11 protein-coding genes are annotated in these 12,644 nt (G+C 44.7%); all 11 read right to left on the bottom strand.

What is annotated here, in order from left to right:
* Nucleotides 1-122 precede the first annotated feature (122 nt).
* Nucleotides 123-488, bottom strand: a complete 366-nt coding sequence (locus tag BZ167_RS00860; RefSeq protein ID WP_060675481.1) for an HNH endonuclease — start codon at nucleotides 486-488, stop codon at nucleotides 123-125.
* Between the two features lie 75 nt (nucleotides 489-563).
* A complete protein-coding gene (locus BZ167_RS00865; RefSeq protein ID WP_060675480.1) occupies nucleotides 564-1,202 on the bottom strand; it encodes a hypothetical protein in 639 nt (212 codons plus the stop codon).
* A gap of 460 nt (nucleotides 1,203-1,662) precedes the next feature.
* Entirely contained in the window at nucleotides 1,663-2,136 is a 474-nt protein-coding gene (locus BZ167_RS00870; RefSeq protein WP_060675479.1) for a tyrosine-type recombinase/integrase, read from the bottom strand.
* A 195-nt stretch (nucleotides 2,137-2,331) separates the two neighbouring features.
* Entirely contained in the window at nucleotides 2,332-4,206 is a 1,875-nt protein-coding gene (gene mutL, locus BZ167_RS00875; RefSeq protein WP_060675478.1) for a DNA mismatch repair endonuclease MutL, read from the bottom strand.
* Between the two features lie 15 nt (nucleotides 4,207-4,221).
* Nucleotides 4,222-6,807 (bottom strand): DNA mismatch repair protein MutS, encoded by a 2,586-nt coding sequence (gene mutS / locus BZ167_RS00880; protein WP_007409829.1) that lies wholly within the window; start codon nucleotides 6,805-6,807, stop codon nucleotides 4,222-4,224.
* 118 nt (nucleotides 6,808-6,925) lie between these two features.
* Nucleotides 6,926-7,471, bottom strand: coding sequence for an outer spore coat protein CotE (gene cotE / locus BZ167_RS00885; RefSeq protein ID WP_003154111.1), 546 nt, complete (start codon nucleotides 7,469-7,471; stop codon nucleotides 6,926-6,928).
* Nucleotides 7,472-7,725: 254 nt separating this feature from the next.
* A complete protein-coding gene (locus BZ167_RS00890; protein ID WP_003154113.1) occupies nucleotides 7,726-8,157 on the bottom strand; it encodes a regulatory iron-sulfur-containing complex subunit RicA in 432 nt (143 codons plus the stop codon).
* A 2-nt stretch (nucleotides 8,158-8,159) separates the two neighbouring features.
* A complete protein-coding gene (miaB, locus tag BZ167_RS00895; protein WP_012117585.1) occupies nucleotides 8,160-9,689 on the bottom strand; it encodes a tRNA (N6-isopentenyl adenosine(37)-C2)-methylthiotransferase MiaB in 1,530 nt (509 codons plus the stop codon).
* Between the two features lie 142 nt (nucleotides 9,690-9,831).
* A complete protein-coding gene (locus BZ167_RS00900) occupies nucleotides 9,832-11,010 on the bottom strand; it encodes a glycine C-acetyltransferase (RefSeq protein ID WP_094032442.1) in 1,179 nt (392 codons plus the stop codon).
* A gap of 12 nt (nucleotides 11,011-11,022) precedes the next feature.
* A complete protein-coding gene (gene tdh / locus BZ167_RS00905; RefSeq protein WP_039251466.1) occupies nucleotides 11,023-12,069 on the bottom strand; it encodes an L-threonine 3-dehydrogenase in 1,047 nt (348 codons plus the stop codon).
* Between the two features lie 257 nt (nucleotides 12,070-12,326).
* On the bottom strand, nucleotides 12,327-12,587 hold the full coding sequence (gene spoVS, locus BZ167_RS00910; RefSeq protein ID WP_003154135.1) for a stage V sporulation protein SpoVS: 261 nt from the start codon (nucleotides 12,585-12,587) through the stop codon (nucleotides 12,327-12,329).
* Nucleotides 12,588-12,644 lie beyond the last annotated feature (57 nt).

The raw sequence follows: 12,644 nt of genomic DNA on the forward strand, positions 1-12,644 counted from the left end.
TCGGCAAATTTGCTGAGGGGGCTTTCTGCTGTTTCCGGAACTTTGAAAAGCGGTGTTTGTTTGCAGAAGGGGGATCGCCGTTCTCCGTTCGTTTCCCTTTCAAAGATTTGTTAGCGGGAGGGTCACTTGCCCTTGCTGCCGTGAGCCTTGTTGTGACAGGCGTTACACAAGCTTTCAAGGTTCTTTATGTCTAATCGTTTTGACCAATCTTGCTTTACTTCCACAATATGATGCACCATATCAGCCGGAGTGAAGCAGTGATCTTTCAAACAATGCTGACAGAGATAATTGCCTCTTATCAAAGCAAGTTGTATTGTTCTTTTCCATGCAGTTGATTTGTAAAAACTTGTTGTTGTTTTGTTTCTTGAATTTTTGTTGTAATGTTTTGTTTCTTCTTGTTGTTGTGTCTTGTGTGCTTCACAGTACCTATCCCGGGTAAAGAGCACGGCAACCACGGAAGCGCATTCCTTTAGTGGCTTTGGCGTCAAGCTATTTCACCTCCGTTCATAATTCACAAAATAAAAACGCCCTTTTAAAAAGGCGCATAACAATATATCCTATAGTTACTCAATTTCAAGCTTTCCATTTATTCTTTTAACACATATTATTTTTGGAAATGTATAAGGACTATCAAATTTATCCAACTTTTTTATTCTTTTATAATTATTTTTACAGCTAAGGACAGGGAATACCACATCAATAATTTCTTTTTGTTCTTTCGAAACTTTAACCGAACCTACTAATACTATTTTCTTACTAGTAATACCTAAACTCAACTTACCTATTTCTTTTTTCTTGTGATAAATTTTGATGTCTTGCAGAATGGAAAGAAGGCATAGCAAAAAGTCATTAATAATATCTATGTTTAATTCCTCTAAATTGAATTTTTTAAAAACAGAATTCAAACCATTTTTTATTTCTTTGAAAGTAAACACTTCTTCAACTTTAATTTTCATCTGTTTTTCAACGGAATTATTATATATTTTATTAAATTTGTCTTTTAATTCTTCCAAATACTCTTTTATATATCCTCTACTTTTATCTCTATGAGCTATAAAATCTGCAAGTTCGCTTATACTTCTATTATCAGGGCAATGTCGCCTTATTAAAATTAAAAAAGCATAAACATCATATTCTTCAAATGTGGAATTCCTAAACTTTTCGTAATAGTAATAAAATAATTGTTTTTCTTTTGAATCCATAAATTATGTATCCACCTCTATACCACGCAGAGTATTTTTTATTCTTATTCATTTCAATAGCTCTTACTTCACAGACATTCTTGTTTGGAATTGTAGGAATGGCCCTACCTGTTTATTACCTATTACCATAATACCTTATCTAAAACAAAATGGTGTGCAGTTATCGTGCCATCTTTCTGCCAAAATCTTTTTAGTACATTCCTTTTTGCTCTGCCACAGTCATGCCGCTCACCTCCTGTAACACGATGATACCATAAAAAACACCCAAATTTTCCATTTATCCACAAAATCCACGAATTACCCATATGTTATATACTGTGCAACTGCCCGAAGTACCGTCAGCCCTTTCCACCCTTGTTTTCAAGCGATATCCCTAAAATGAATTCCACGTTTGCTTTTTGAAGGGAATCAATAAAAATATGCAGAAAAAAGACTCATCTTGTTTATGAGATGAGCCTGTTTATATCTTGAATTTCTTCATGGCGTTGTTCATGGCATCCTGATTGATTCCAATGTATCGAAGGGTTGTCCGCTGGTCAGAGTGGTTGAAAATCTTCTGCAGCATAGCCAAATCTTTTGTTTGCTTTGAAAACCGGGAAATGGGCTTGTTGATCCCTTCGCGGCTTTTGAAAAGATATTCGTGATCTTCTTTCCCCTCGATATACGCCTTTAATTCTCTTTGAAGTTCCGGCGTCATGTCAATTCTCTTTCTCTTTTTGGTTTTCTTCTCTATAAGATTGAAATACGAACGCTTGGCGTCTCTTACCCTCAGTTCCAGTATATCTGATATGCGAAGGCCTGAGTTTATCCCGGTAACAAATAGCATGTGATTCCGCTCGCTCTGTTCTTTTAGAAACCGTTTGATATAGAAAAAGCATTCCGGGTCCGGCGCGCCCCCGTCCTTATAGACTTCCGCGCGAAGTGCAAAGGCCAGCCGGTAAAATGCTTTTGCTTTCGTTCAGATATCAAATTTTGTAAGAACGACTCGGTCATACCGATGTGAAAATGACCGCTGATGTCTATATCCATATCACGCAAAGCCACAATCAAAAAAGCATTAACCGGTTTGATGAATACCTAAACAGCTAAAATCCGTGGGCAAAATGTGGGTACGAGGGATAGAACCCTGCTACATCACACGCTTAAACATCTTCTCCATCTCATACGTGCTGTGGTGAATTATGATCGGACGGCCGTGCGGGCATGTGAACGGGTCTGTCGTTCGGCGCAGGTCATCCAAGAGCGCTTTGATTTCGTCGTTTCGCAAATGGCGGTTCGCTTTGATTGAGCCTTTGCAGCTCATCATAATGGCCGCTTCCTCCCGCAGTTTCTTAATATCGATCTGTTTGGCGTCAAGCACCTGCTGAATGATTTCTTCAATCAGTTCAGCTTCTTCCCCTTTTGGAAACCAGGCCGGATGGCAGCGAACGATGTAGCTGTTCGTGCCGAATGCTTCTAAAAATACTCCGACGCTTTCAAGCTCATGCTGATGCTGGTCAATGATCAGCGCCTCATTTGCCGCATAATGAAAGGTGAGCGGCACGATCATATCCTGTACTTCAGGCTCGACCTGCCCGACTTTCTCCCGGAAATATTCGTATTTAATCCGTTCTTGTGCAGCATGCTGGTCAATGATATACAAGCCGTTTTCGTTTTGGGCTAAAATATATGTCCCGTGCATTTGGCCGATCGGATACATCACCGGAACTCTTTCTTCCCGTATTTCTTCAGCGACAGCTTCCGGTTCCGGAGTATCGGAAACAGGCGCTTCCGGTTCCGGCATGCCGATCTCCGGCGGCACATCGTGATCCGCTTCATTCGGGAGGATCTCTTCTTCTATTATTACCGGCTCAGGCTCTTTTACGACCGAACTCAGCTTCATTGGTGAGTAAGACGGCTCCGGCGTTTTTTCAGGAAGTTTCCGCTCAGGCGCGCTTTCCTCGAATGTCATAAATTGCTGTTCGTTTTTGGCCGGTGCCGGCGCTGATTTTTTCGGGAGCTGGGCGCTCGGAATAAGCCGCTGCTTTTGAAACACTTCCTTTATCCCGTCACGGATCAGCTCATGCAGCTCCGTCTCTTTGCTGAGGCGGACTTCAAGCTTCGACGGATGGACATTGACATCGACCAAAATCGGGTCCATCGTAATTTCGATAAATGTAATCGGATGGCGGCCGATCGGCAGAAGTGTGTGATAGCCCTCATGCACTGCTTTTACAAGCGGGAAATTCTTAATGTATCTTCCGTTAATGACAGATGACATGTAGTTTCTGGATGCACGCGTGATTTCCGGAAGCGCAATGTAGCCCTTGACTTCAAAATCAAGCGAGCTGACATGGATCGGTATCATTTTTTTCGCAACCGCCGTCCCGTAAATTGCGGCCAGCACATGGCGCACGTCCCCGTTACCGTTTGTCTGCAGCAGATTTTTCCCCTGATGGCGGAGACGGATGGATACTTCCGGATGCGCAAGAGCGATCCGGTTGACAACATCCGTAATATTGCCGAGCTCCGTATGCACGGTTTTCATATATTTCAATCTGGCGGGTGTATTGAAAAACAGGTTGGTAACGATAATCTCCGTTCCTTTTCTGCTGGAGGATTTCTGCTCAGAAATGATATTCCCGCCCTGAAGAATGAGATGGGTTCCCGCTCCCTCGCCGATGCTCGTTTTGATTTCCAGATGAGAAACAGACGCGATACTTGGCAAAGCTTCTCCGCGGAAACCGAGTGTTCTCACCCGGAACAGGTCGTTTTCATCTTTGATTTTACTGGTCGCGTGGCGGCGGAAAGCCCGCTTGCAATCATCGGTTTCCATCCCTTCGCCGTTATCGAGCACCCGAATCGACGAAAGCCCCGCTTCCTCTATGTCGATTTCAATGACTGTGCTGTTTGCGTCGATGGCGTTTTCCACCAATTCTTTAACGACTGAGGCAGGCCGTTCGACCACCTCGCCGGCCGCTATTTTATTCGAGAGTTCATCTGAGAGCTGGATGACTTTTGCCAAGTCCGTCACCTCTTTCTATTTTAATTTTTTTTGCAGCTTGTACATTTCATTCATCGCCTCAAGCGGCGTCATATCGAGAATATTGATTGACTTAAAAGCTTCAAGCACTTGTTTTTCTTTATTAGAAACAGCCGGTGCCTTCTGTTCTTTTTCACCGTCAGCAAAAAAGGACAGCTGTGCCGGTTCTTCTCTGACGGCGGACTTTTTCTCAGATACCGCCGGAAGCTCCGGTTTATCTCCCGTCTGCTCAAGCTGTTTCAAAATCTCCTGCGCGCGGCTGATCAGATCGTCCGGGAGCTCGGCAAGCTGGGCGACATGAATGCCGTAACTTTTATCCGCGGCTCCTTCTTTGATTTGATGGAGAAACACGACCGTTCCGTTATATTCCTCTGCGCGCACATGAACGTTTTTCAGCTGAGGAAGCTTATCTTCAAGCACCGTCAGCTCATGATAATGCGTGCTGAACAGTGTTTTAGCGCCGATATGATCATGGACATATTCAATAATCGCCTGTGCCAGCGCCATTCCGTCGTACGTTGATGTCCCGCGGCCGATTTCATCAAACAGGATCAGGCTGTCTTTTGTGGCGTTCACAATCGCGTTTTTCGCTTCCAGCATTTCCACCATAAAGGTGCTTTGTCCGGAAATCAAATCATCCGCTGCCCCGATTCTCGTGAAGATTTGATCAAAAATCGGCAGAACCGCTTCTTTCGCGGGCACAAAACAGCCGATCTGGGCCATGATCGATAGAAGTGCGATCTGTCTCATGTACGTGCTTTTACCTGACATATTCGGACCCGTAATCAGGAGCATTTCCCGCGAATCGCCCATCAGGCAGTTGTTCGGGACGTATTCTTGACTGTCCATCACCTTTTCAACGACGGGGTGTCTCCCTTCAATGACTTTTACTTCATTATCAGAAAAGACGGGCTTTGTGTAATGCCTGTTTTCACTGATCGTAGCAAAGCATTGCAGTGCGTCCAGCTCACTCATTTGTTTGGCAAGACGCTGCAGACGCGGAATAAATTGTTTCACCTTTTCACGCAGTCCGGCAAAAAGCTCATATTCCAGCTCGCAGATGTTGTTTTCCGCTTCTAAAATAAGCGCTTCTTTTTCCTTCAATTCCGGCGTAATGTACCGTTCGGCGTTTGTGAGGGTCTGCTTCCGCTCATACCGTCCGTCCTCAAGCAGATGAAGGTTTGCTTTTGTGACTTCAATATAATAGCCGAACACTTTATTGAAGCCGACCTTTAATGAACGGATGCCCGTATAAGCGCGTTCCTGCTGCTCCAGTCTGGCAATCCAGTCTTTACCGTTTTTGCTGGCGTCACGGTACTCATCGAGCTTCTGATGATAGCCGTCTTTAATTAAATTGCCTTCTTTTAACGATAACGGCGGGTTTTCATGAAGGGCTTCTTCTAACAGGTCAAGCAAATCTCCGCACGGATCAATCAAGCCGGCGCGTTCTTTTGCTTTTTTATGGTTAAGAGACCCTACAAGCTCTTTGATGCTCGGCACTTGTTTTAAAGATTCTTTCAGCTGGATTAAATCCCTTGCGTTGACGTTTCCGAATGCGACCCGGCCCGCCAGACGTTCTAAATCGTATACTTCCTTCAGGCGCTCTCGCAGATCTTCACGCTCAAACAGATGATTGATCAGCGTCTCGACCATTTCCTGGCGTTCTTCGATTTGGGATGCCCTGATCAGCGGGCGGTCAATCCATTGTTTGAGAAGCCGGCCGCCCATCGCTGTTTTCGTCTCGTCTAAAAGCCAAAGCAATGACCCTTTTTTGCTTTTCGAACGGATCGTTTCCGTCAGCTCAAGATTCCGTTTTGAATACAGGTCAATTTTCATCGCTTCTTCCAATTCATATACTTGAACCGGCTGCAGGTGATCCAGGCTCCGTTTTTGCGTTTTCTGCAAATACGTATATAAACGCATAAACGTCTCTGTCAGCTCTTCGCCCGGCAAGTGCTTTGCGATTTCAATGCGTTCTGTTATTTCCCCGTCTTCGATGGAAATCGTGGCGCCGCACCGTTCTTTCAGCTGAGCAGCTGTATGTTCGTTAAACTTGCTCGATACGACAATTTCCTTTGCGCCGACTGAGTAAATTTCTGACATGACATCTTCAATCCGCTCAATAAATACGGCCAGGTTTTCTCCGGTCGTTAAGTCCGATAAAGCGAGACCGTATCCGTCACGAAATTCGGAAACGGAAGCGATAAAGTTGTTTTCCGACTCGTGGATGCCTTTTCCATCCATCACGGTTCCCGGTGTGATCAGCTGGACGACTTCTCTTTTTACAACGCCTTTAGCCGCCTTCGGATCTTCCGTCTGTTCACAGATCGCCACTTTATAGCCCTTTTTAATCAGCTGTTCAATATAAGCCGCCGCGGAATGATACGGCACGCCGCACATCGGAATTTTATCAGCCGAACCTCCGTCTCTGCTTGTCAGTGTAATTTCAAGCTCTTGTGACGCTTTTTTTGCATCTTCAAAAAACATTTCATAAAAGTCACCAAGCCGAAAAAATAAAAAGGCATCTTGGTGCTCTGCCTTTATCTTCAAGTATTGCTGTATCATAGGCGTGTAACTAGCCATCATTTAATCCCTCACTATGTATCTTCTCTTATCCGAATCCCATTATAACATAAACAAAAGAGTGATATCTTTATATATAAAAAAGAGACTTGGGGTGTTAAACTCCCCTAGCCTCAACTTATTCTTCAGGATCTCCGACTAAAAATTCAGGGTTAATGTCCTCTAATTCTTCATCAAGATCGTCTTCCCAATCATCATCATCGTCTTCTTCCCAGTCAGGATTGACTTCGACGACGACTTTCGTTTCACCGACCACTTCTGCTAAAAATTCTCTCTCTGCCTGAACCACGATTTTATTTCCGTTAGGAGAAATGGTGACTTCAAGACAATTCGGCTGCTGCAGCACTTTGGCAATGACTTCGTGTTCGTCATCTAAGTAATTTGTGTCTCTGTATCTGAGTTTAATCACATCGACATACTTTACTCTCTCGGTTACAACTTCCGTTTTTGTATTATCGGCGTAAGAGTACCAGACGTTTATATCATAATACCCTTCAATTTCTACAGTCTTCCCGATCTTTTCGGCATCGTACTTGTGGTTGATAATCCAGCCGCCCAATATACTTGACGGTTTTTCTCCAGGTGAGATCGTGTTGGTGCATTGGGTGAATTTTCTTCCTTTCGCAACTACCGCTTTCGTAATAATTTCCCTGTATTCAGACATTCCGGCAGGCCTCCTTGTTCTTCTTCGTGTTATCTTATGCTGGGCATTTGTCTCATGTGCATTTTTATAATAAAAATATAAAAATACAAAGTTTCTGTTTCATTGTATGCAGCCCTGCCCAGAAACTTTACTTTTAAGTATGATAAAACTTCCCAGTAAAATGGGACAAAACGGTGAGTTAATGAAAATTTAGTACATATTACAATTAGTTCTCAAATAACAAAAAAAAACACGGGCCGATGAAGGCCCCGTGTTTAAATAGAACAGCTGTTATTCGAATGTTTTACTTTTGAACCGGTTTCTCCCGTCAGCAGGTTGCCTCCGGTAGATGTAATGATTTCGTTTGTCACCTGATTTGAGATCGTATGTGCGACAAGCTGAAGAAGGTCATTGACCTCAATCTGGGAATCTCTGAATTCCTGAATGATCGGAATCCCTTCAAGCTCTTCCTGCAGGGCGTCAATTTTACTTTCCACTTGTTTCAGCGCTTCAAGCTTTTCGTAGTGCTTCAGGTTAACGGCTTGCTTTTGCAGAGTTTTAATCTGATTAATAATCGCAGAGACTTTTTCATTTTCGTTAATCTGCGCCTCGGCGCGTTTGAAAAAATCAACTTCTTCTGTTTCAGAAATCATTTTCGCAAGGTTCCTAGCCTGCTGTACAATGTCTTTCTTAGAGTAAAGCGTCATTATTATTTCACCTCGATTGCTTCTCCTGCCATCACACCGTCAAGCGACCATGTTTTCGCCTGTTCGATTTTGACGCGTACAATCTTGCCGATGGCGTCTTTCGGCCCTTTGAAGTTGACGAGCTTGCTTTTTTCCGTATAGCCGGCAAGAATGTCAGGGTTATTTTTGCTTTCTCCCTCAACTAATACTTCGACAGTCCTGCCTTCATATTCCTTCATTTTTTTGGCTGAAATTTCTTTCACCAAATCATTGAGGCGCTGAAGACGTTCTTTCTTGACCCTCATCGGAACATTGTCTTTCATCTTCGCTGCCGGCGTGCCTTCACGAGGAGAGTAAATAAACGTATATGCGCTGTCAAATTCCACTTCGCGATATAACGAAAGCGTTTCTTCAAATTGTTCATCGGTTTCATTCGGAAAACCGACAATAATATCGGTCGTCAGTGAAGCGTTCGGCATCGCCGCTTTAATTTTTCCGACAAGCTCCAGATAGCGTTCTCTGTCATATTTGCGCGCCATCATTTTTAACATCGCTGAGCTTCCTGATTGAACCGGAAGATGGATATGGTCAAGAAGGTTGCCGCCTTTGGCGAGCACTTCGATCAGATGATCATCAAAGTCACGCGGATGACTCGTCGTGAATCGGATTCTCGGAATATCAATTTTACGCAGTTCGTCCATTAAATCACCGAGACCGTACGTCATATCCTCAAAATCTTTTCCGTACGCATTCACGTTTTGACCGAGCAGCGTGATTTCTTTATAGCCTTCGCTTGCAAGTCTTCTGACTTCCTGGATAATTTCCTCAGGACGGCGGCTTCGTTCTTTTCCGCGGGTATACGGTACGATGCAGTATGTGCAGAACTTGTCACAGCCGTACATAATGTTGACCCAGCCTTTAATTTTTCCGTTGCGGACTTTCGGAAGGTTTTCAATGACATCCCCTTCCTTCGACCACACTTCAATGACCATCTCTTTTGATAAATATGCCTCTGATAACAGTTCCGGCAGACGGTGAATGTTGTGCGTGCCGAAAATCATATCGACAAACGGGTGCTTCTTAAGGATGCGGTTTACGACTGATTCTTCCTGTGACATGCAGCCGCAGACGCCGAGAATCAAGTCCGGGTTATTTTTTTTGAGCGCCTTTAAATGGCCGAGCTCGCCGAACACTTTGTTTTCAGCATTTTCCCGGATAGCGCAAGTGTTTAATAAAATAACGTTCGCGTCATCAACCGAATTTGTCGCTTCATAACCGAGCGCCATAAAAATACCCGCCATGACTTCCGTATCATGCTCGTTCATTTGGCATCCGTACGTGCGGATATAAAATTTCCTGCCTTCACCGAGGCCTTTAAATTCTTCTGAGATTTTAAAATCGTTATGATATTGAACGGATTCTTTGCCCCGTTTTTTCGCATCTTTTAAAGAAGGCGGAATATATACGGCTTCAAAATACTTGCTGTAATCCTTTTCGGATGTTTTGTCCGCCGGATTCACTTGTCCGCTTTCCTGCTTTTGCTTTTCATTCATGTTCGAATGTCTCCTTTCAACCGAAACTTCCACCCTCAAGTATACTGGTTAAAAGCGTTTGGCACAACCGCCAGCCTATTATTGTACACCTTATTGAGAATAAGAATCAATAAGAAATAAAAAAGAGGGAATCATTTCCCCCTTACACAAGCTGCAGCTCTTTTGCGGCTGAACGGATTACTTCCAGGGCCCGGTCAAGCTCCTCTTTTGTATGCTCCGCCGTAATAATGGTGCGGATTCTCGCTTTTCCTTGGGCGACCGTCGGATACACGATGCTTTGTGCAAAGACGCCGCGGGTCAATAAAAGGTCTGATAATGCCTGGGCTTTTTCTTCCTCCCCTATTAATATCGGCACGATCGGTGTTTCGCTTTTTGTGAGGGTCAGCCCCATTTGAACCAGTTTGTCTTTGAAATACGCCGTGTTCTCCCATAGCTTTTCCATATGCTCAGGCTCTTCCAGCAGGACGTCAATGGCTTCTATGCATGCGGCCGTTACCGCAGGCGGATGAGAAGTGCTGAATAAGAAAGGACGCCCTTTATGGCGCAGGTAATCGATCAGAACCTGCGACCCTGCGGCGTAACCGCCAAGCACTCCGATGGCTTTGCTTAATGTGCCCACCTGTATGTGGACTCTTCCGTCAAGCCCGAAGTGATTAACCGTTCCCCTTCCGTTTATTCCGAGTACGCCGGAAGCATGCGCGTCGTCGACCATCACAAAGGCATCGTACGCCTCTGCAAGTTTGACGATGTCAGGCAAAGGAGCGATGTTGCCGTCCATTGAGAATACGCCGTCGGTGACGATCAGGCGCATGCGGTAATTCATTGATTTTTTCAGCACCCTTTCCAAATCGTCCATATCAACATGGCGGTACACCTTTTTATCTGCTTTCGTCAGCCTGATCCCGTCAATAATGGAAGCATGGTTCAGTTCGTCAGAGATCACGATATCCTCTTTTGTAAGAATGCTTGATAAGACGCCCTGATTCGTTGTGAACCCCGATTGAAAAACAAGTGCCGCTTCTGTTTTTTTAAAGTTTGCCAATTTTTTCTCCAGCTCATTGTGCATGGTGAATGTTCCGGCGATTGTCCGGACGGACCCCGTACCCGCTCCGAACTCTTCCGCGGCGCGTTTGGCCGCTTCGACAAGCCTTGGATGCGACGTCAAACCGAGATAATTGTTCGATGAAAGCTGTATCACGTTTTGCCCTTTGACTTCCACCGACGGACCCTGCTTCGTTTCAATTTGTTTCATTTGCTGCCACGTTTTATTTTCTTTCATTTTATCAAGCTCTGCTTTTAGAAATTCAAATTCTTTCATTATAGAACCCTCCCCTTATGGAATCAAAATGACTTTGCCGCACTGGCCCTTTCTCATCAGGTCAAACCCTTTTTCAAAGTCTTCAAGCGGAAACTGATGCGTGATCACCGGCGTCAGATCAACAAGGCCGAATTCAAGCATGTGCGATACCTGCCGCCATGTTTCAAACATTTTTCTGCCTGTGATGCCTTGGACGGTAAGTCCTTTAAACACCACGTCATTTGTCAGGTCAACCGTCACCGGACGTTCCGGCAGACTCAGCATATGGAACCTTCCCCCGTTGGCCGCCATCTTTAATCCTTGTGCGATAGCTGCCGGGTGGCCTGACATTTCGCAGACAAGGTCGATCCCTTCTCCGCCTGTTAAGGTGTCGATCACCTCAAGCGGATCTTCCTTATCAGCTGAAATGGTGATCGCAGCTCCCAATTTCTTCGCAAGAGCCAGCCTGTAATCATTTTTATCAATCGCCGCAATACGGGATGCACCGGCCGCTTTAGCCACCGCCACCGCCATCAGCCCGATCGGTCCGCAGCCGATAATTGCAGCGGAACCGCCCGCAAGCTGGCTGCTTTCCAGCACCGTATGCACCGCGTTGCCAAGCGGCTCTTGAACAGAAGCGACGGCGGGGTCCATATCAGCGGGATTTTCCCAAACATTTCGAGCCGGCACTTTGACATATTCAGCGAAGGAACCGGCTGTATCTACGCCGAGGATCTTTGTATGGGTGCACACATGATGTTTTCCTGTTAAACAAGGGACACAAGTACCGCAGACGAAGTGGGTTTCAGCCGAAACGTAGTCACCTATTTTGACATTTGTGACGTGCTTGCCCGTTTCCGCTATGATACCGCTGAATTCATGTCCGAATACTTGAGGTGTTTTGATTCGTTTCTGCGCCCATTGATCCCAATTATAAATATGCACATCTGTACCGCATATAGATGCGGCCTGTACTTTAATGAGAACTTCATTCTCATTAATGGAAGGTATGGGAATTTCTTTCAGAGTTGCTCCGAAAGCGTTTTCATTTTTGACGATAGCTTTCATCTTTCCTCCCAACATGTACACTCCTCCTCGAAAAAACACTGTAATAACTGGATTGTAACATGAGATAAAAAGGAGGTAAACACCAGTGTCCACTCCGAGAAAACAACTGCTTCCGTCCGAAAAAATGGGCGGGATTTTTTTTGAATATTATATGAATAAAGCCATTTATCATCTCTTCGTACTATCAATATAATATTGTGAGAAAATATGACAACAATAAAAACAACCCGCTCGCCTTACGCAAGCAGGTTGAGAATGTCATGTTTTTGTTTTTAACGGGGTTCGACGATTAACTTAATCGCCGTTCTTTCTTCTCCGTCAATCTGTATATCTGTAAAAGCCGGAATACAAATCAAATCTACGCCGCTTGGCGCGACAAAGCCTCTGGCAATCGCAACCGCTTTAACAGCCTGGTTTAAGGCGCCCGCCCCAATTGCTTGAATTTCGGCGGCTCCGCGTTCCCTCAATACACCGGCAAGCGCGCCTGCTACTGAATTTGGACTTGATTTTGCTGAAACTTTTAAGATTTCCATTTCTGCTCCCCCTTAGTTTTACAATGGATAAGTGAGTGTTCATTAGAACAATCATTA

It is taken from the genome of Bacillus sp. 275, from assembly GCF_001999205.1.
GTDB classification, from domain to species: Bacteria; Bacillota; Bacilli; order Bacillales; family Bacillaceae; genus Bacillus; species Bacillus velezensis.